We start from the raw sequence: 19,460 nt of genomic DNA, 5'->3' as shown, positions 1-19,460 counted from the left end.
TCTGAAGGTTAGCAGGACTGGCGCCGCGGCGTTGCCAATCACCTCTCCCGGAGCATTTCTGGGCAATCGGGGTACCGACTTGTGTCCCCTCGCCAGCCGCATTGCGGCGACGGTACCTCGCAATGATTCGCGAACGCAGCGCGCGGCGCGCGCCGGCGACCGACGGTGAAAGCGAACGATGGACCTCCATCCAGGTCCTGACGTGTCGCTGGAGGCGACGAACGTTTGCCTGGTGTATAGTGACGGCAAGCTCGTCCTGGGGACGACGCTTGAGACCGCCCCTGACGCAATCGAGCTGATCCTGCCAGACTGAGGAATCCGCCTCAAGCGCGTCGACCTGGAAGCGTTCTCGTACAGCACATGGCTGTTCACGGCGCTCGTGCAAAAGCGCTTCCCCGTGATTTGCATCGAGGCGCGCCATGCCGAGGCGGCGGTGAACGCGACGTGCCGGAACGACGTCAAAGATATTGCGCAGATGATGCGGACCGGCTGGTTCCGCGCAGTCCACGTCAGGCCGGAGAGCGCGCAAACGTTGCAGGCGCTGCGGGTCGGGCGGACGGCGCTGCTCGTCAAGCTGCTGAATATGGTGAACACGATCCGCGACTCGTTGCGCACGTCCCGGCTCAAGGTCGGCGACATATCGGCAGGCCGCCTTGAGGCTATCAAGCATTGCGCTTGTTAGCCTGACCGCCCATTCTCCAGATTCCCGCATGTGGTGGCCTTGGTGCCAACCACGGATGTCGCCGAGTTCTCCTCGACTAGCGAGCTGCCGCAAAGGAACACAACGAGTGTAATATGGTGACGCCGACGTTGGTGATCGCGCGGTATTATCCGTACGTTCTAGAAACGAGTTGCATCGCAGGAACGCGTCGCGCGTGGGAATGCAAGTGCAAGTGGCATCGCTCCAGGCGTGGCCTACTTGTTCAAAATACAAGGATCCACGATTAGAAGTTGGGGTCTGAAGGTGAGTGAAGTGAGCGCGGTCGTAAAGCGCGGAGAAGCAAGCAATGAAGCTCAATTTCGGCCCTCGACAGCATGTTGGCGCCCACCGCGCTTGCCCAAGAGCGAGTAAAGCCGACGGGCAAGTCCGCCTGTCAGATTGAAATGGGGTACGACCGATCGTCAGCACGAGCCCGTCATCAACCACCCCCGTATGCAACCAAGCAGGCAGGATCAGCTCGAGACCAAATCGACGCTCGTTTACATTGACCGTCTCCTTCCACTCGTTGATCCAGGAGCGACGATACGGTCGCCATTCTGTCGGTTGGCGGAGCGAAGTCTGCACTGTCACAGATCGCGGTCTGTCGAGCCCGGTCTTTAGCCGGTCATATTCCCGCGCGCTGGTATCGCGAGCGACAAAAGTCGAAATCTCGTAACGCGTTGCAGCCATCAGGCGCGACATTCTCAAACCGGCGTCACGGGCTTCGACGATTTGGCGCACGGCCCAGACCGGAATATCTGCATCCGAAATGGCCGCCATGCCGTGTTTCCGCATGGCTTCGACGTGAATTACGATCGCGCCGGCGCAGAAATCGATTGGCACGATGCGATTTGTCTTCACGCGTGAGAAGAACGGATAAGCTATGAGATCCTGCGCATCGCGCGGCGCGAGGTCGCCAGGATGCGCACGAAACGGGGGAATGCGCTCGCGCTCTGAACGGCGGCGGTGCGCCGGGGATTTGCTAACGGACATTGCTTAGCGCCGCTCTTTACCTGCATAAGGAATTGGCGCGTGCCGTTTTGCGGGCAGTACCGTGCCGGCACCGGGATCGGAAGTCGATTTCTTCTTGCCCAGTTCGGCCCAGGCTCTCAGGTCAGCTACTGAGTAGACCACACGCCCACCGATCTTGTGATATTGCGGGCCGGTTCCGTACGTTCGATGTTTCTCCAAAGTGCGGCCGGACAAACTCAAAAAGCGCGCGGCTTCGGACGTTCGTAGGTAACGCTGCGTCTTATCCGCGTACGGATCGGACATTTGAAAAGCTCCGTGATCGTCTGGAGCGCGAACGAGGTTCGTCGCGCGTCGACGGCCACCATCGCGGAGTAGCAGTGCTTAGGGGGATGCCGAAGATGACGGGGTGATTTTCGATACCCCTACAGAAGACCTATTCGTCCTCGCGCCCGGGCCGCAGAAGCTTGCGATAGAAGCCGCCGATCAGCGATTGCGCAGGCGAGCGCGCGGATAACGGAGCTAAGGCGCTTGCCCCTGCTATTTAAACGATTGATCCAAGCTTGGGCTTCGCGCGCTCCCGTTCATCATGCGCCAGAGTAACTGGCTACATATGCCCGTTAGTCGCCTCAAACATCAACTCGGCTGCTTATGACGAGCCGACTACCGGCGGCTCCTTGGACCAGATGCGGTGCTCGACCGAAATCGACACGCAGAACCGCAGTCCAGACATTGGGCGCGACGCACCTGCCCGGCCGCATGATCGAGCCGTAGCCGAGACGCTGATCTTGCGAGATACAGGCGCTGCGGCTGCTGCGATCAAGATCGGCCACGCCTGTCGCGTCGCCGGAGCCGGTGAGATCGTTCGACAACAATAGGAACGATCGTTCGGCTCAGCTCCCGTATAGCGTTGGAAAGGAGATCATGGCCGAAAATCCGCGTCGGAGATACGACGATCTACTTATTACGCAGGAGGAGCGAGCGGGCTTAAGCCGCCCACCGTGCTCGGACAGATTGCTGAAGGGTCGGATCGAACCGGGAGCCTGCTCAAGGCGCCGCGCAGCCTGGCAATCGTAAGCCGCCTCAGGCCGGTTGCGAAGCGCCCCGCCAGATGGCGGGGCGCAGCACTCGGCTCAACTCACTCGCCGTTCTTGCGCGGCCGCGACCAGAGCAGGGTGTAGCCTTCACCGCCTTCGTCGTCGAACAGGTTCGCGTAGATCGGTGCGGTGAAGGAGGGATCGTCGAGCTTGAGCGAGAGGTAATCGCGGCCCTCTTCGGAGCGCTTCGACCAGGCAGCCCCGATCTCGGGCCGGCCCACATAGATGCGGTGGCTGGGGGCGTTGTCGTTGGAGCGGTTGGTCTCGGCGACGATACGGACGCCCTTGGCTTGCAGACTCAGGGTGACGATCTCGCCCTGGAAATCGTTGCCGACTTTCTTGAAGGAACCGATGTTAGCCATGTCACTTCTCCTGTTGTGTTTCGAGCCCGCGACCACCGCGGCCTCGATGGCGATCTAAAGGCCGGGGACGATCGGCGACGCACCCGCTCGGGCCGGAGCGCAGCGGAGGACGCCGTTGTGGCGACTTTCTTGTCTCGCGAGGAATGGGCTTTAGCCCAGGGGAAGAAAGTCGCATCAACGGCGTTGCGGCTCAGACGATCGAGGCGAAGCCGGTCTTCGGCCAGATCAAGCCATCAAGGAGGCCACGTGCGTCCGCGTGCTGAACCGCAATCGCAAGGAGAAGACTGGCGAATCTCGGTTGGGCTGCACAAGATGTTGGAACGATTCAGCGAAGAGAAAGAAACAATCCGCCGCAAAGGGCGGTATCGTCCATGAAAGAACGATCGAGCGCGCGCCACACGCTACCGCATCTATGTGGGCCGGGCCGAGATCGGCGCCGCCTGGTCGAAACACATCGACGAGGGCGCGATTACCTCTCGCTCCAGTCACCTTGACCCGCATTCGATATCGCGATCTACGCGAACCTGTTCGACGAGGAAGCTGACGAAGGATCCCCCCCGCGCGCGGCGGCCGCAAGAACGGTTGAGGCGTTGCTTCACCAGCCTAGCCGACTTTAACAGGCGGGCCTCCGCGAGCAAGAACAGTCAAGCGCATCCACGTCGTGCCGCCAACGCAAAACGCGCCCAGACAGGCGAAGGCCTCACGCCAAGCCAGCGACGGCACCCCGATTCGGGACAGGGCGAACACCACATTGTAGCCGGCCATGGCAGCTGGAACGGCGAATATGGTCGCGATCACAAGGCGCAGCGCCACCGATCGGGTAATAGCGAAAGCGGCCTTACCGGCGGTAAGTGTCAGCGCGCCTGCCGCACTTCCGACAAGCAGTGCGCCGATGACGCCGGCGCCTCCATGGAACGCACTCATCCCGCAAATGAGTGCGACGAAAAACGGCAAGGCATGCACTGCCAGCGCGAACATCGCCCAGCAGAACAAGCCGATGCCGAGCGCATTCAGAATAAGCCCAAGGGCGGGCATGGTGGCGGCTCCATTTGCATGGTTTGCAAGTCGCGCCTTCCACCACCACCACAGCGCAACTTCGGATATACGGTCTGAACGAGGCGGAGTTGCGGCGCGCACAACTCCGCCTTGATGGTTTGGAGACGAGAAGACGGCGCTCACGCGCCGCCGAACCTCCAAACCGGGATGCCCGAAACGCTTCGCCTTGTCGGCAAGGTTGTCCTGAATCCCTGTACCCGGAAAGTGCATGACGCCGATCGGTAACAGTTCGAGCATGGCGTCATTGCGCTTGAAGGGTGCCGCCTTGGCGTGCTTCGTCCAGTCGGGCTTGAAAGCGATCTGGGGCACCTTGCGGGTGGTCGCCCATTTGGAGGCGATCAGTTCGGCCCCTTTGGGCGAGCCGCCATGGACCAGGACCATATCGGGATGCTTGGCATGAACCTTGTCGAGGCGATCCCAGATGAGGCGATGGTCGTTGAAGTCGAGCCCGCCGGTGAGTGCGATCTTCACTCCCTGCGGCAACATGACCTCGGTCTCGGAACGACGCTTGGCGGCGATGAAGTCGCGGGAGTCGATCATCGCTGCGGTGAGCGTGCGGTGGTTGACCAGCGAGCCCGACCGAGGACGCCAGGATGAACCGGTGTGGACTTCAAATCGTTCGATCGCCTGGTCGCGGAAGAGTTCCAAGCAATTTCGGCGCTCGATCAGCGTGGCGCCCTCACCGGTCAGGCGCTCGAGCTCAACCGATCGCACCTCCGATCCGTTCTGCTCTCGCTGGCTCTTGTGCTGCGCTTGTTCATTGTCGTCGAGCTGGCGTTCGATGCGGTCGACGGCACGATGAAACAGGTTGACAGTCGACCAAAGGAGATCGTCGAGGTCCGGCTCAAGCCGCGTATCGCTCAGAGTGGCAACCAAGGCGTCAAACAGATCGACAACGGCGCCGGCGATCATCTTGCCCTCGGGAAGAGGTCTGGGATCTGGCTGGTCGTCGAAGGGACGATAGCCGAAGAGCTGCAATTCGCTCAGGACGTGGTCGGTCGGAGACTGCGCTGGTTCGATGTCGTCGTGGTCGGTCATGGGAAGAGGTCCTTTGCCGGATTGGCCGCGCCCATCGCGGCCTTCGTGGCGATCACTCAGACGGCGGGCGGAACGGGCCGGCACCCGTAAGCGGCTCGTCCGCCGAAGCCCGGCAGGGCGTAGGCGGAAGCGGAGGGCCGAAGCGGCAGCGGAGGATGGCGGAGGCCGGCTATTTTGCTTCGCGATGCAAAGCGCGCGCATCGGATCACTGGCGTGCCTCCCATCGCCTGCGCGCGGCGGAAAATAGCCGGACGCAGCCATTGCCGGCCCGGACCGCTTGCCGTCCGATCGCCCTCTAGAAGGCCGTGGTCGCGTGCTCTTCCGGTATCGGCCTAATCTACGACCGAGCCATCGCGATCATCGAAGGATAGCGGCTTATTCAGCGGCCGGCGTGGGCGAATGGAGGAAGCGGTCGACGTCTTCTGGTACGAGTTGAAGCCGCAACGCTGCTTGGAGGGCCTCGCGGCCGAAGATGTGCAGATCTTCATTGAAGTCGCCCAGCCGAGGCGACAATGCAATCGCTTCAACGCCGGCATCTGCCGCGCGCTGGGTGAGGATAGCCTGTACGGCATCTCCGGCGGCATCGGCGTCGCGGGCGATGTAGAGGCGACGCAGCCCAGACGGCAGCAACATGGCCGACAGGTGATTGGCCGACAACGCGGCGGTCATCGGCAAGGTCGGCAGTACGTAACGCAGCGACAGCATGGTCTCGATGCCCTCGCCGGCAGCGAGCACGTCGTCCACCCGGCCGAAACGCACGGCGTTGCCGAGCAGGTCGCCCATGGCCCGTCGTGGCGTGTCGATCGGAGCCTTGCCGAGCCGGACGCGATCGAAGCCGTCCGGATCGAGCCAGGTGCGATGCACGCCGGAGATCCGCCCGTCGAGATCCGTGACGCAGGCTATCATCGCGGGCCATATTTCGGTTGGCAAATGGTCGTCCGGTCGATAATAACAGCGTGGGTGGAAGCGCAGACTGTCGCCATGGTAGATGCGGGCTATTCCGCGACGCTGCAAATAAGCTTCGACCATCGTACCGTCGATTGGGCTGGACATGGCAAAGAGGCGACGGGCGGCTTCCTGCGATCCGGCCGGCACTGCTGGATCCACGAGTTCCGGGGCAGGTTGTCGCTCGGAACGAGGTAGCATCAGAAAGCGTCTCGCCTCCTCGGCGACTTCGCGAAAGTCTCGCAAGGCCAGACTTTCGCGGATGATGTCGAGGAGGTCACCATGTTCTCCGGTCGCGGCATCGGTCCACTTACCGGCGGGACCTTTCGACGACTGCTGCAGCCGTACGAACAACGAACGCCCCGGCGCGTTGTGGACGTCGCCGACCACCCAATACCGTCCCACCCGCTTGCCATTAGAGAGATAGTGCCTGCATACCGCCTCGGCCTCGCGCGCGAGGCGGCGTGCCAATTCGGAAGGCTCGCGCCGCATCACGCGGCCTCCCGCCCGCCAATGCGCGCAACCGGATAGCTGTCGAGGACCTTCGACAGGATCTCGACACCGCTTGCGTCCGCGGGCACGAACATCCGCAGCTTCCAGGAGATGATCTCGCCAAAGAGCCCATAAGCCCGCAGACGATCGCGCATGGTGTCGTTGAATCCCGACAGCTCGATGCGGGCCGCGCCCATCACCCGAACACGGCGAAGCTGGAGCCCGTCCGCGAGATCGAGGACGATCTGTCCCTCCATCAGCGCCGCAAAGGCGGCGTCCGGCGCCATCGAGGGCGGATCGGCGGCAAGGACGTTCGCGACCCAGGCGGCGGAGACCTTGCGGCCGATGATGCGTTCGCCCGCATCGGTCTGGAGACGATAGACGCGGGTCGATTCGTTCGGCAGCCGCTTCCAGATGGGTAGTAGCAAGCCCGCCACGATGTGGATCGTACTTTCCGAGAACTCCGGTACCTCGGCGAGTTCCGCCAGCCAGGCGGCGGCAAAGCGTTCGCGATCCGCTTCGGCCCAATGGCTTTCCGCAATCATGTCGAGGGCGAGGCTGTGCTGCTCCATCGGCCGTACCAGGCGGATGCGCCGCTCGATCTCACCATCGTCGAGCATGAGACTCGGGGCGGGAAGCTGCACGGCAGCGCGGCCCGAGCGCCCATTGAGCAACAGGATCGCGTAATGGTCGGAACGGCGAGCCAGGGCGTCATCGAGACTGATGGGATGATTGCGCTGGCGCTGGACGATGGTGAGCAGCCGGGTCTCGGCACCAGTGCCGGGGTGGGCGTAGATCGTCCGCCGGTCGGTGACGACAAAGCTCTCGGCGCGGAGCGTTTCCAGTCCAATGTCGTAGGTGCCGGAGCTAACCGCGCCCTCGATCCGAGCAGTCAAAAGCTGATCGAAGGCGGTGAAGAGAATGTTCTGCAGGTCGATGGTGAGCGCCAGCAAACGATTGAGGAACGTCGTGATCGGCGGCAGGTCGTCCCTCAGCCCATTGGCATCAGTCAGCTTCAGGCCGGTCGCATCCTCAAATCTCGCGAGCGAGCAGCCGTCGATCTTGCCTCGCACGAGCAGGACATAGAGTTGACGCAAGGCATCACGCCCGTACTGGCTTTCGAGATTATCCTCTGGCCGGAACAGGCCCTGCCCTCCGGTCTGGCGCTGACCGCGCGTGATGGCGCCCAGTGTGTCGAGCCGACGGGCAATGGTGCTGAGAAAGCGTTTTTCGGCCTTCACGTCGGTCGCGATGGGACGGAACAGCGGCGGCTGCGCCTGATTGGTGCGGTTGGTCCGGCCAAGCCCCTGGATCGCGGCATCGGCCTTCCAGCCGGGCTCGAGCAGGTAATGGACCCGCAACCGTCGATTTCGGGCTGACAGTTCGGCGTGGTAGCTCCTTCCCGTGCCGCCCGCGTCGGAGAACACGAGGATGCGCTTGACGTCATCCATGAAGGCCGTGGTCTCCGCGAGGTTCGCCGAGCCAGCTCGGCTCTCGACCACCAAGCGGTCGTGCGTGCGAACGATGCGGCGCGAACGGCCGGTCACTTCTGCGACAAGTTCGGTCCCGAAACGCTGGATGACCTGATCCAGCGCCCCGGGTACCGGCGGTAGCGATGCGAGCTTTTCGATCAAGCGATCGCGGCGGGAGACGGCATCCCTGCTCTCAACCGGTTGACCATCGCGATAGACAGGCCGCGAGCAAAGATTGCCCTCCGAGTCGGTGAATGGCTCGTAAAGCTGAACCGGGAAGGAATGGGCGAGATAGTCGAGCACATATTCGCGAGGCGTGATGTCGACCTGGACATCGCCCCACTCCTCGGTCGGAATCTCGGCGAGGCGACGCTCCATCAGCGCTTCGCCCGTTGACACGATCTGGATCACGGCGGCATGGCCCGCGTCGAGATCGCGCTCGATCGATCGGATCAGCGAAGGGGTCTTCATCGAGGTCAACAGATGCCCGAAGAAGCGCTGCTTGGCGCTTTCGAAGGCGGATCGCGCCGCCGATTTGGCCTGCCCGTTCAGTGTTCCGGTTTCGCCGGTGATGTTGGCGGCCCGCATCGCCGCGTCGAGATTGTTATGAATGACGCTGAACGCGGCAGCATAGGCATCGTAGATGCGAACCTGCTCCGGCGTCAGCGTGTGCTCGACCAGCTCGTACTCGACGCCCTGATAGGACAGCGAGCGGGCGGCGTAGAGACCGAGCGCTTTAAGATCACGCGCCAGCACCTCCATCGCCGCCACCCCACCCTCCTCGATCGCCTCGACAAACTCGGCGCGGGTGCCGAACGGGAAGTCGGCGCCGCCCCAAAGGCCGAGGCGTTGGGCATAAGCAAGGTTGTGCACCGTGGTGGCGCCCGTCGCCGACACATAGACCACGCGAGCATTCGGCAAGGCGTGCTGGAGCCTCAGCCCGGCGCGCCCCTGCTGAGAGGCCGCCTGGTCGCCGCGCTCGCCTTTGCCCCCGACCGCATTCTGCATGGCGTGGCTCTCGTCGAAGACGATCACTCCGTCGAAGTCGGAGCCCAACCATTCGACGATCTGCCTGACCCGCGAAAGCTTTTCGCCACGCTCGTCGGTGCGTAGCGTGGCATAGGTGGTAAATAGGATGCCCTCCGAAAGCCGGATCGCCGTGCCCTGGCGAAACCGCGACAGGGGCGTAACCAGCAGGCGCTCCATGCCGAGCGCTGACCAGTCGCGCTGCGCATCCTCGATCAGCTTGTCGGATTTGCTGATCCACACCGCACGGCGACGGCCCTTGAGCCAATTGTCGAGCAGGATCCCGGCGACCTGTCGTCCCTTGCCCGCACCGGTGCCATCGCCCAAGAACCAGCCGCGACGGAAGCGGACGGCGTTCTGAGCGCCCTCGCAGGCGGCGGCCACGACATCAAATGTCGCGTCGACCGTCCAGAAGCCTGCCAGCAACTCGGTATGTGCTTCACCAGCATAAATGACGCTCTCGAGCTGGGCGTCCGACAGAAGTCCATCTGCCAACACACGCGACGGCAGATGCGGACGATAGGTCGGCTTCGGTGGCGCGACGGACGCCATCGCCGCGGACTGCACGAGTTCGGTCGGATGCGGGCACGATCCGGGAATAAGGATCGACTGCAACCCATATGTCTCATAAAGGGCATCGGTCAGCCGGGCTTCTTCCGGCGGCGACCACTCGACTGTCCCGTAGTCGAGCTCCAGGCCTTCTGACGCCGCGCTTCCCGAGGTTGACGGTGAACATAGTGCAGCGGCGGCGCTCGATTTCGACTTGGCGGGATGACAACGGCCAAGGTCGATCGCTAGCGACGTCGCAATGGGCAGCCTCGGAGGCACATGCTGGGTCACCCAGTCAAGCAAGGTCCCGACATGGCTCGCCATGCCCAAGGAAGCTGGAAAGACCTTCGGATCAGCCGCCGGCAGCTTGTCGATCACAAGCAGCCTTGTGTCCGTTTGTGTTCCGTGCCTGGCGTACACGGCGCCGTCAATGGCGGCAGAAAATGCCACCCGCCCGCGTTCCTGGAGACGAACAAAGGCTTCCGTCCATGCCGGATTCTCCGGCGCGAGGCTCGCGCCAACGATCGCGACAAGACGCCCGCCATCGCAAAGGCGTGCCAAGGCCGAGGTGATGTGCCGGAGGGCCGCATCTGGCATCGGTCGTTCGACATTCGCCACCGCCGAGAACGGCGGGTTCATCAAGACGACGCTCGGGGCGACGCTCGCATCGAGATGGTCATCGATTTGGGCGGCGTCGAAGCGAGTGACTTCAAGGTTGGCGAAGAGATGATCGAGCAATGTGGCGCGCGCCTCGGCCAACTCGTTCAACACCAAGGCGCCGCCCGAAAGCTCGGCAAAGATAGCGAGCAAGCCCGTCCCCGCGGAGGGCTCGAGAACGCGATCGGCGGGCGTCACGCCCGCCGCCGTAGATGCAACAAGGCCGAGCGAAATCGGCGTCGAGAATTGTTGGAGTGCCTGGCTATGCTCGGAACGCCGCGTGTGGGTCGGCAGACAGCTCGCGATCCTCGCGAGCATCGGCAGCATGGCGGCCGTCGAGCCGGCCCTGGCGCGCATGGCCGGGCCGAACTTGCGCAGGAACAGAACGGTCGCCGCCTCGCAGGCGTCATAGGCGGTCTTCCAGTTCCAGGCGCCGGCCGCGTCCGAGCCGGCGAACGCCGCCTCCATGGCGCTGCGCAGGACGGCGGCATCGATGCGACGGCCGCGTTCGAGCTCGGACAGGAGATTCTGTGCGGCGCGAAGGGCAGCGGAGGTGAGACTTGCAGCGGCACGCATCGAGAGCGGCGCGGCGGCGACGCCGCCGGCGAGAGATTCGGTCATGTCAGTGTCTTTCGGAGAGCGGGAATGGGGCGAGCCGGCTGGCGCTCTCTCTGGACCGTGCCGGCTCAAACCCATCCGGCCGCTCTCTGCCTCTCATGACCCGGCCGCCCCTCACGGTTCGCCCACAACCCTCGGCCGGGCGAACAAGGCGAATGCACCGCCGGCACGGCGTGGGCTGACCCGCCGGCCTCACGGCGTGACCTGAGCGATGAACTCCTCGAGGAGATCGTTGGTGGACTTGCCGAGGATTTGATTGGCCGAGATCACAACGAGCGCGCCGCCAAAACCATCGGCGCGCATACGCTAACAGGCAAAGGAGAAAACGGCCGATACATGCTCCAGCGTCAGCGAGCGCCACACAATGTCCTGAGCGATGAATTCCCGCGCATTGGAAAGCCGAAAGCCCGGCACGAAGCCGGGCGCGAATTGTGAGAATTGCGATGGAAGGCGTGCGGGACGGCCGGAGCCGTCCCGCGATAGGCTTCATTCGGCGGCATCGAGCTGTGGTTCGGCGTCGTCGTCGCTCCCGTCCTCCTGCCCTTGGTTGGCGAGGAATTCGGGGAGCGGGCCAGCCTCCGCCTCCTGTTTCGTTGGCGCGGCGGTGGCGTCGACAAGACGCAGCAACTCCGGCAACCAGCCCGAACCATCGAGAAGACGCTCGGCCTCCTTGGCCATGTCGACCTTCTTCAGGTGATCGATCAATTGCGCGGACGATTCACCTCGTGCCTCCCGCACCGCCTCCAGAATACGAGGCTTGGTGACGCGGCCGAGATAATTATCGACTGTCGGTCTCCAGCCGGACTGAACCATGTCGAGGCCGACGGCGCGTGCCAGCACATCGGCCTGGCGGAGACGAGAGCTGACGCCGTCGGCTAAGACACGGCCCTGATTGTAACGGATGGCCGGCTCATGGACGGCGTTGACCGCAAATGACGCACAGTGAGCGAACAGGGACGCCTGTGCGGCACCGTCAAGGACCGTGAGCGCATCCCACAGGTCGTTCTCGCTCTTGGGCAGCTGCGCCCTCCAGGACTCGTGCCGGGCCTCAACGGCCTTGGCAGACGCGCTTTCCCTGAGCCCGGGGGCTTGAGCGGGAAAGGTCGGCGTGCGCAGTCCGATCTCCAGACACGTGCCGGACGATCCGTGTCGGTAAAAGGCCGTCAGCACGAAATTGTGCAGCACCGCCTGGAACGCGATTGCCGGGTTTTCTGCCAGCGCATCCCGCAATGCCAACGTGCGATGGGCCGTCAGTTCGGTGATGAGCCGATCCGGCAATGGCCGTGCCACATCCTCATCGCCCTCCTCCGACTCGCTCGATGCACCGGCGAGCGAAATCGTCGTAGGCTGGACGAAAGCGCCGGGCTCCCGCCCTTGGGTCAAGGATGCATCGATGCCTCGCTCGCCATCGTCGGCCACAGACACTTCGTCCTCCGGCCGGACATAGCCCCGATCGATGGAAAGTCGCCCTTCGCCATCGATGCTGACGAAGACGCCGGCCCTGGCTATCTGGTCCGGCTCGAAGGCGCCGGGCCGGTCGTTGAACGCTTCGAGCGCCTGCTCGAGTTCGCCGAGCCGGGCGTCGACCTCGTCGGGCAGCTCGTCAGCGCCTTCAAATCTCGTCTGAAGCGCGTCGTATTCCGCCTGGAGAGCATCGAAGCGCGCCTGCTGCTCGGCGGTGAGAGCCGCCGGATCTGCGTCGAGCCGACGGAGACCGTGGTCATGGCCATAGGGAAAGCTGGCGGCGGTGACCTCGATCCAGTTCCAGCCTTCGGCGGCGATCGTCTCAGCTTCTGTCCGCAGCTTCTCAGCCACGAGACGCTCCAGCAAAGCAACATCCTCGAGCCAGCCGCCGCCATCTTCTTCGAACAGATCACGCAGCACCTTGCCGCCGGCCGCTTCATAGGCCGCGAGGCCGACAAATCGGACGCGCTTGTCGGATCCCCGCACCGCGCGCTCGGTCAGAAGACGCCTGATCTGATATGGCTCGTGGTAGCCCGACTTGCTGACGTTCTCCCAGACCTGTTCCTGTCGGTCGTGGTCGTCGGTAACGGAGAACGCCATCAGCTGTTCGAGCGACATACCCTCGTCGGCGTAAACGTCGAGCAGCTTCGGGCAAACCGCCGCAAGCCGCAGCCGCTGCTTCACCACGTTGACCGATACGAAGAAGATGGCGGCGATATCCTCCTCGGACCGCCCTTGCTCAAGTAGGGTGTGGAATGCCCGAAACTGGTCGAGGGGATGAAGCGCGACGCGGTGCACGTTCTCGGCGAGCGAGTCCTCTTCCGCGCTGATCTCGCTACCCATCTCACTGACGATGCAGGGCACTGGCGCGGTCTTCGCCAGACGCTTCTGCGTTACCAAAAGCTCGAGCGCGCGATAACGGCGGCCGCCGGCCGGCACCTCGAACATGCCGGTTTCCTGGCCTTCGCCGTCGAGCACTGGCCTGACGTTGAGACTTTGCAGCAGGGAGCGCCGAGCGATGTCCTCGGCAAGATCCTCGATCGAGATGCCGGCCTTGAGGCGCCGTACATTGTTCTGACTCAAGACGAGTTTGCTGAAGGGAATGTCGCGCGACGGCGACAGCTTGATCTTCTGAACGGCCTTTGCCATGTCAGTTTCTCCGGAACGGGCGGCCGGGAGCCTCTCTCTCGGCCTCCAACCCGTTCGCGAACAGGCCTGCCCTCCTCTCGCTCTCGCTTTTCCAACGAACGATGGCGATGATTGGCGGCCGCCGCGCTGTCGGAAAACTGGATCGCGCCCTCGGATCTTCGTGGGTCTCGATCCCGGATGCCATCGATGACCGGCGGGACCGTCACCCAGTTTGGGCTGAGACGTGGGCGACCGCGCTACCGCCCAAGCCCCGCCGCGGATCGTCGCCCGCGACGGACATGACCGTTTCCGCGAGAGGGCAGCGCGCGAACTCGCGAACCGACCAAGCGCAGACGGGCCAAGCCGGAAAGCGCAATCTCCGGCTCGGCCGAAGTTACGCCACGCGGTCAAGCAACTTCTTGGCCTTGGCTTCCATATCCAGGCGGACATCCTGATGCGGCTTGTCGCGCGCGAGCGCGGTGATGCCCTGCACGAAATCGAAGATGCTTTCAGGGGGGCGGCCTTCCTCCACCAGCACCGCGTCGATCACCTTGCCTGCCTCGGCCTTGGAGAAGCCGCGGCGGCGCAGAAACTCGGTGCGATCTTCGTCGCTGCGTGCCACGATCCGCTCGCGGGCGGCCTTGATGCCGTTGACGAACGGCATGGGTGAGGAGTTGGCGAAGCCTAGCAGTGCGGGGGCTGCCTCGTGAGCAAAGCGGGAGGCTGCGTATTTGGAATGACGAATGGTCATCTCCTCGAAATCTTCCACGCCCCACAGATTGCGATTTTGACAAACCGCACGAAGATAGAAGCTCGCCATGCCGAGCGTCTTCGCGCCGACTTCCGAGTTCCAGCAATAGAAGCCCCGGAAATAGAGGTCGGGCGAGCCGTCCTTGAGACGACCGGCTTCGATCGGGTTCAGGTCATCGACCAGAAACAGGAAAACGTCCCTGTCGGATGCATAGAGGGTCGTCGTGTCCTTGGAAATGTCGACGCGGGGATTGTAGATGCCACTTGACCAGTCGAGCACACCAGGGACCTTCCACCGCGTATCGCCTGTGCCATTGCCAGCGATGCGCTGTACGGCCTCAACCAGCTCGTGGTCGTAGATCCGGCCATAGTCGGGACCGGTGACGGCACGAAGCTCAATCCGCTTATCCTCGGTCTCGAGCGTCTTGATCTGCTCGACCCGATTGGCGGTCAGGCCATATTGCAGGTTGATGGCTGCGAGCGCCGCGGGGAGCTGCCGCAGGTAGGCGGCCGGAGCGCCAACCTGGCTTGCAAGCTGGCCGAAGCTCCAGTGGGTTGGCGCGACTGGCCTGTCCGAGCCGGGCAGCATCAGGGCCAGGCGCTCGGGATCGGCACTCCTTGCTTCGACATGGATGAGCGCGCTATCGACCACGCGCGTGCGGCTGCGGTTCGCGCGATCGCGCACCGTACGGGCCAGGTCGTCGAGCGACAGATAACGTTCATCGGCCGGACGACAGAACCACTCCGAGGACACCCGGCCAACCCGCTCGCCGCGGCTGACATCCACTCTGTAACCGCAGTTGGCGTTGCGGCTGGCATCAACTATCTGCGTATTCATGGGAGCAATCTCCATGACGGGCGCCGGAAGACTCTCCTCCGACCTTCAACCCGTCATGGCCAAGGCCGCTCCCCTCTGCCTCTTCTGTACCGTCAGTCGCCAACGCCCGCGGCCAAGACTCCAACCAAGACCCACGGCATCCAGCCCCGCCGCAGCTTCCCGTCAGGGATGGAAGCCCGAAGGGTGAAAACCCGGCACAAGGCGGGGTTTCAGCGCCAGCCGACAGCCCGGTCCCGCAGGGAGACGGCAATAAACTCAGCAAACGCTTGCAAAGACATCTAACCGGAATCGAAGGCAGCTTGATAAAGCTGCTCGATCTTCGTGACTTCGTCTGGTGTCAACTGGGAGAATTCGTCGTCACGGGCGCGCTTTGACAGTCGCCCGTCATTCTGTTGCAAGAATCCAAGGAGGTTGTTGAGGGTCCGCTCCGGCATGTCGATCATGTTTTCGATGCCCGAGCGGAATCTATCGAAGCTCCGCAAGAAGCGGGTTTCGTTGGGAAGATCCTGTTCGATGGTCCTCTGGACGCATGCGTAGAGAAATTCCGCGTGCAGCGTTGCGTCGAAGAAGCGATAGAAGTCGGCCGTATCGTTCAAGACCTTGACGTTGCCCTGTGGGGTCTGCTCCCATTCGATGCATGGAAGCAATCTACTCGAATAGCTTTCCAGCACCTCCTTGTATTCGCCGATCTTGTCGAGAATGGCTGCTGAAACAGGAAAATGGATCCCGGCAGGATTGAATCCGCGCCGTGCCAGAACATGGTGCATCAGGTATCGGTGCATGCGGCCATTGCCGTCCTCGAACGGGTGGATATACACGAACCCGAAAGCCAGCACGGCGGCGGCGACGACGGGATCAAGCTCGTTTTCCGCCGCCTGATCGAACGCGATCAATCCGCGCGTGAGGGAGGCGATATCCTCGTGACGCGCGCTGATATGGTCCGGAATAGGTCTTTGGGTGTCGCGGTCATGCTCGCCGACGAAGCCGCCTTCGCTACGGAAACCGAGCTTTACGAAGCGCTCGTCGCCAATGACGATCCGCTGCAGGCGCAGCAACTCCGCCTCATCGAGCGGTGCCCGTCCTGCTTCGCCGATGACCTTGCCCCAGCGCTGGATGCGATCCTGCGGCGGTCTCTCGCCTTCGATGACGTAGCTCGACTTCGAATCCTTGCGGAGAAGGAAGGCGGCGGCTCGCGCGAGCAGATCTTTCGGGACCTGGCTCACCACGACGCGGGCGCGCTCCTTGAGGTCCTGTGCAACGAATTCCGTCAGCGCTCTCGTCTTGAACACGAGCGGGCAGAAGTCGGGTGTGCCCGGCAGATTGTTGCGGACGCGATGCCGTATCGAATTTTGCCCGGAGTTCGCAAACTGCAGTTCGGTATCGACGGCATCGACATAGGAGACCTTGTCCGCCGCGGGCAGATTGAGCTCGCGTCCCAACAGCCATTCATAGAGAAACCAGATGCGGCGCGTGTAGAGGCCGGTCGGCGTCTGCTTCACAAGCTCCGCAATCTCGTCCTCGGTCACGGCGAGAAAAAGCCGCTTCAAGATGGCGAGGTCGAGCCCTTCGTTCTTGAGCGCGAAAGTCAGATGTCCCTCAAGCGTCGCGGCAGGCGCATGACGCGGCGTGTAGATGCGCCATCCCCCGTGCTCAAGGAAGCGGTGCTTTGTTCCGATGGCGGAGAGCACGCGCGGGACTGGGACGGACAGCTGGTAGGCGTCAATCAGCGCTGCGTAGCCGGCGGGGATTGCGGCCTCTGGCAGCCTCCGATCATGAAAAATGCTCACGGGACCTGAAAAACTTGGTTGCATTGGCTCGATCCGTGAAAAACGCTCTCGATCGTGAATTTCGTTCGTAATCTTGCCTTCGGGCCGAATCAAGATCCCACGCCACGAAAAACATTCTCATAAGGCACATCTCGTGAAAAATCTTCACAATCTACATTTCACTGCGTCTGCGCCGGGAGCAGGGACAGGGAGCTTGGAGCTGGGAGGCGCCATGTAGGGGCGCGAGCGAATCCCCCCGCCGCCGTTCGACGGGCCATGCGCAAGCTCGGCGCCGACATCCACGACGCCCGCCGGCGTCGGCGGCTGCCGATGGCAGTCGTGGCCAGCGCGCCTTCACATCCCGCTCGACCCTGCAAAGAGTCGAAGCCGGCGATACCAGCGGCAGCATTGGCAACTATGCCGGCGTCCTTCAGGCGCTTGGTCTACTCGACGGTCTGAGCCAGATCGCAGACATCAGCAAGATCGCGTTGGACAGGCACTGGCCAGCGCCGAACTGCCCAAGCATGTCCATCTCAAACGCAAGCCCGGAGCTTCACGTCATGGCTGATTTCGAGGTGCTGCGGCCGCACGTCGTATCGGACTGGCGAGGAGCAATCGCGTTCGCGGCGCGGAGATCATTCTCTTCGAATATGTTGGCGTCATCATACGCGCCCTGTGCCTTCATCGTCAGTCCTCCGCCGCCGACGAGCCTTATCGGATGCACGGTACTCATACGCGCCCGAAGCCTGCGCTCGCCCAGACGCGAATGCGTCGCGCCAGATCGCGCAGTGCATGCGAGTGGCCCATTCAGCGCCGAACGGATTCGTGCTGGCTCGTGCATAGAAAAGAACCCCGCCCGAGACCGGGCGGGGCTCTGAAGGGATCCCGTCTCACTCGCCGTTCTTGCGCGGCCGCGACCAGAGCAGGGTGTAGCCTTCACCGCCTTCGTCGTCGAACAGGTTCGCGTAGATCGGTGCGGTGAAGGAGGGATCGTCGAGCTTGAGCGAGAGGTAATCGCGGCCCTCTTCGGAGCGCTTCGACCAGGCAGCCCCGATCTCGGCCCGGCCCACATAGATGCGGTGGCTGGGGGCGTTGTCGTTGGAGCGGTTGGTCTCGGCGACGATACGGACGCCCCTGGCTTGCAGACTCAGGGTGACGATCTCGCCCTGGAAATCGTTGCCGACTTTCTTGAAGGAACCGATGTTAGCCATGTCACTTCTCCTGTTGTGTTTCGAGCCCGCGACCACCGCGGCCTCGATGGCGATCTGAAGGCCGGGGACGATCGGCGACGCACCCGCTCGGGCCGGAGCGCAGCGGAGGACGCCGTTGTGGCGACTTTCTTGCCTCGCGAGGAATGGGCTTTAGCCCAGGGGAAGAAAGTCGCCTCAACGGCGTTGCGGCTCAGACGATCGAGGCGAAGCCGGTCTTCGGCCAGATCAAGCCATCAAGGAGGCCACGTGCGTCCGCGTGCTGAACCGCAATCGCAAGGAGAAGACTGGCGAATCTCGGTTGGGCTGCACAAGATGTTGGAACGATTCAACGAAGAGAAAGAAACATTCTGCCGCAAAGGGCGGTATCGTCCATAAAGAACATCGAGAACACGCCGCACACCACCGCTACTGGTGGGCCGGGCCGAGATCGGCGCCGCCTGGTCGAAACACACCGACGAAGGCGCGATTACCTCTCGCTCCAGTCACCTTGACCCGCATTCAATATCGCGATCTACGCGAACCTGTTCGACGAGAAAGCTGACGAAGGATCACCCCCGCGCGCGGCGGCCGCAAGAACGGTTGAGGCGGTTGCTTCACCAGCCTAGCCGACTCTAACAGGCGGGCCTCCGCGAGCAAGAACAGTCAAGCGCATTTCGTTGACGTCCCTTACTCGATGGTGGTGGGGATCGTTAAAGGAACGCAGGGATGCGCGTGCGGATACGCGAACGCCGGCGACCTCGACTTCGAACCTAGCGTTCTCGCGAAAGGAGGCGTCAACCGTACCGTCTGGATTATTTATATACCCAAGCCCCGAGCAGGTTCCGATTGTGTGTCCGAACATGCCGGACGGGACGCGGCCGAATAGCTGACCATCACACCAAATCGGCTCGTTGTGATACATCAACATGGCAGGTGCTCAGCGCGACATGGACCATTCTCCGCTTTGGTCCCGCCTTCTTCTGACGCTCCAACGCATCTCGCCCAATGAATTCGTCTGGTTTTGACCACGCCACGGCAAAGCCGAGTCCGCACTCCAATGGAGTATCATCGTCCGTGATGTCATTGCCCCAATGACGATAGCCCTTCTCCATTCGTAGAGAGTTCAACGCATGGTACCCGGCCGAGCGCATGTCGAAAGCCGCGCCCTCCTCCACCAGCAAATCGTACGCGCCTTGAACGAATTCGGTCGGAATATAGAGCTCCCAGCCCAACTCGCCGACATAGCTAATACGACTTGCTCTGACCTTTGCATAGCCGAGGTCAATGACCGGCGATGTTGCGAATGGAAATGCTGAATTGGAAAGATCCGCATCTGTCGGTTC

General features: G+C 62.7%; 12 protein-coding genes and 4 pseudogenes. 3 read left to right on the top strand and 13 right to left on the bottom strand.

The window, feature by feature from the left end; translation table 11 throughout:
* The first annotated feature begins 379 nt into the window (after positions 1–379).
* Positions 380–682, top strand: a complete 303-nt coding sequence (locus ACVW17_RS17075) for a hypothetical protein (protein ID WP_456797663.1) — start codon at positions 380–382, stop codon at positions 680–682.
* 356 nt (positions 683–1,038) lie between these two features.
* Here the strand turns inward: ACVW17_RS17075 and ACVW17_RS17070 are convergent.
* The 3 genes and pseudogenes from ACVW17_RS17070 to ACVW17_RS17060 all read right to left on the bottom strand — a co-directional run.
* A pseudogene (locus ACVW17_RS17070) lies at positions 1,039–1,693 on the bottom strand (replication initiator protein A); the annotation flags it as partial.
* 3 nt (positions 1,694–1,696) lie between these two features.
* Positions 1,697–1,975: a helix-turn-helix transcriptional regulator gene (locus tag ACVW17_RS17065; protein WP_456752960.1), complete on the bottom strand. Its 279-nt coding sequence runs from the start codon at positions 1,973–1,975 to the stop codon at positions 1,697–1,699.
* Between the two features lie 832 nt (positions 1,976–2,807).
* The gene (locus ACVW17_RS17060) at positions 2,808–3,128 is read right to left on the bottom strand and encodes a DUF736 domain-containing protein (RefSeq protein WP_456797662.1); all 321 of its coding nucleotides are present in this window, start codon (positions 3,126–3,128) and stop codon (positions 2,808–2,810) included.
* A 393-nt stretch (positions 3,129–3,521) separates the two neighbouring features.
* Between ACVW17_RS17060 and ACVW17_RS17055 the strand changes: the two are divergent.
* Positions 3,522–3,619, top strand: a pseudogene (locus tag ACVW17_RS17055) (DUF736 family protein); the annotation flags it as partial.
* Between the two features lie 112 nt (positions 3,620–3,731).
* On the opposite strand, the gene ACVW17_RS17050 reads toward ACVW17_RS17055, so the two are convergent.
* The 7 genes and pseudogenes from ACVW17_RS17050 to ACVW17_RS17020 all read right to left on the bottom strand — a co-directional run bounded on the left by ACVW17_RS17050 (position 3,732) and on the right by ACVW17_RS17020 (position 16,972).
* Positions 3,732–4,163 (bottom strand): hypothetical protein, encoded by a 432-nt coding sequence (locus tag ACVW17_RS17050; protein WP_456797661.1) that lies wholly within the window; start codon positions 4,161–4,163, stop codon positions 3,732–3,734.
* A gap of 140 nt (positions 4,164–4,303) precedes the next feature.
* Positions 4,304–5,222: pseudogene (locus ACVW17_RS17045) on the bottom strand (DUF2493 domain-containing protein).
* 375 nt (positions 5,223–5,597) lie between these two features.
* The gene (locus tag ACVW17_RS17040) at positions 5,598–6,659 is read right to left on the bottom strand and encodes a DUF7146 domain-containing protein (protein WP_456797660.1); all 1,062 of its coding nucleotides are present in this window, start codon (positions 6,657–6,659) and stop codon (positions 5,598–5,600) included.
* Positions 6,659–10,984: a strawberry notch-like NTP hydrolase domain-containing protein gene (locus ACVW17_RS17035; RefSeq protein WP_456797659.1), complete on the bottom strand. Its 4,326-nt coding sequence runs from the start codon at positions 10,982–10,984 to the stop codon at positions 6,659–6,661. The genes ACVW17_RS17040 and ACVW17_RS17035 overlap by 1 nt, the downstream gene beginning before the upstream one ends.
* A gap of 483 nt (positions 10,985–11,467) precedes the next feature.
* A complete protein-coding gene (locus ACVW17_RS17030) occupies positions 11,468–13,594 on the bottom strand; it encodes a ParB/RepB/Spo0J family partition protein (protein WP_456797658.1) in 2,127 nt (708 codons plus the stop codon).
* A 373-nt stretch (positions 13,595–13,967) separates the two neighbouring features.
* Positions 13,968–15,161 carry a DUF932 domain-containing protein gene (locus ACVW17_RS17025; RefSeq protein ID WP_456797657.1) on the bottom strand — a complete coding sequence of 398 codons (1,194 nt, stop codon included), beginning with the start codon at positions 15,159–15,161 and terminating at the stop codon, positions 13,968–13,970.
* 278 nt (positions 15,162–15,439) lie between these two features.
* Positions 15,440–16,972 carry a Fic family protein gene (locus ACVW17_RS17020; RefSeq protein ID WP_456798983.1) on the bottom strand — a complete coding sequence of 511 codons (1,533 nt, stop codon included), beginning with the start codon at positions 16,970–16,972 and terminating at the stop codon, positions 15,440–15,442.
* A gap of 231 nt (positions 16,973–17,203) precedes the next feature.
* On the opposite strand from ACVW17_RS17020, the pseudogene ACVW17_RS17015 reads away from it, so the two are divergent.
* Positions 17,204–17,495: pseudogene (locus tag ACVW17_RS17015) on the top strand (hypothetical protein).
* A gap of 322 nt (positions 17,496–17,817) precedes the next feature.
* Here ACVW17_RS17015 and ACVW17_RS17010 read toward each other — a convergent pair.
* From ACVW17_RS17010 to ACVW17_RS17000, 3 genes are all read right to left on the bottom strand, one after another.
* Positions 17,818–18,138, bottom strand: a complete 321-nt coding sequence (locus ACVW17_RS17010) for a DUF736 domain-containing protein (RefSeq protein WP_456797656.1) — start codon at positions 18,136–18,138, stop codon at positions 17,818–17,820.
* A gap of 601 nt (positions 18,139–18,739) precedes the next feature.
* On the bottom strand, positions 18,740–19,039 hold the full coding sequence (locus tag ACVW17_RS17005; protein WP_456798982.1) for a glycine cleavage T C-terminal barrel domain-containing protein: 300 nt from the start codon (positions 19,037–19,039) through the stop codon (positions 18,740–18,742).
* Positions 19,011–19,403, bottom strand: coding sequence for a hypothetical protein (locus tag ACVW17_RS17000; protein WP_456798981.1), 393 nt, complete (start codon positions 19,401–19,403; stop codon positions 19,011–19,013). The genes ACVW17_RS17005 and ACVW17_RS17000 overlap by 29 nt, the downstream gene beginning before the upstream one ends.
* Positions 19,404–19,460: the final 57 nt, after the last annotated feature.

It is taken from the genome of Bradyrhizobium sp. USDA 4473, from assembly GCF_054063335.1.
This window is presented reverse-complemented; position numbering and strand designations above follow the sequence as displayed.

Excerpts from the sequence above, each read along its gene's own strand:
- ACVW17_RS17010 (WP_456797656.1), bottom strand. The coding sequence starts at position 18,138 with ATGGCTAACATCGGTTCCTTCAAGAAAGTCGGCAACGATTTCCAGGGC.
- ACVW17_RS17025 (WP_456797657.1), bottom strand. The coding sequence starts at position 15,161 with ATGAATACGCAGATAGTTGATGCCAGCCGCAACGCCAACTGCGGTTAC.
- ACVW17_RS17020 (WP_456798983.1), bottom strand. The coding sequence starts at position 16,972 with ATGCAACCAAGTTTTTCAGGTCCCGTGAGCATTTTTCATGATCGGAGG.
- ACVW17_RS17030 (WP_456797658.1), bottom strand. The coding sequence starts at position 13,594 with ATGGCAAAGGCCGTTCAGAAGATCAAGCTGTCGCCGTCGCGCGACATT.
- ACVW17_RS17060 (WP_456797662.1), bottom strand. The coding sequence starts at position 3,128 with ATGGCTAACATCGGTTCCTTCAAGAAAGTCGGCAACGATTTCCAGGGC.
- ACVW17_RS17035 (WP_456797659.1), bottom strand. The coding sequence starts at position 10,984 with ATGACCGAATCTCTCGCCGGCGGCGTCGCCGCCGCGCCGCTCTCGATG.
- ACVW17_RS17040 (WP_456797660.1), bottom strand. The coding sequence starts at position 6,659 with ATGCGGCGCGAGCCTTCCGAATTGGCACGCCGCCTCGCGCGCGAGGCC.
- ACVW17_RS17050 (WP_456797661.1), bottom strand. The coding sequence starts at position 4,163 with ATGCCCGCCCTTGGGCTTATTCTGAATGCGCTCGGCATCGGCTTGTTC.
- ACVW17_RS17005 (WP_456798982.1), bottom strand. The coding sequence starts at position 19,039 with ATGTATCACAACGAGCCGATTTGGTGTGATGGTCAGCTATTCGGCCGC.
- ACVW17_RS17065 (WP_456752960.1), bottom strand. The coding sequence starts at position 1,975 with ATGTCCGATCCGTACGCGGATAAGACGCAGCGTTACCTACGAACGTCC.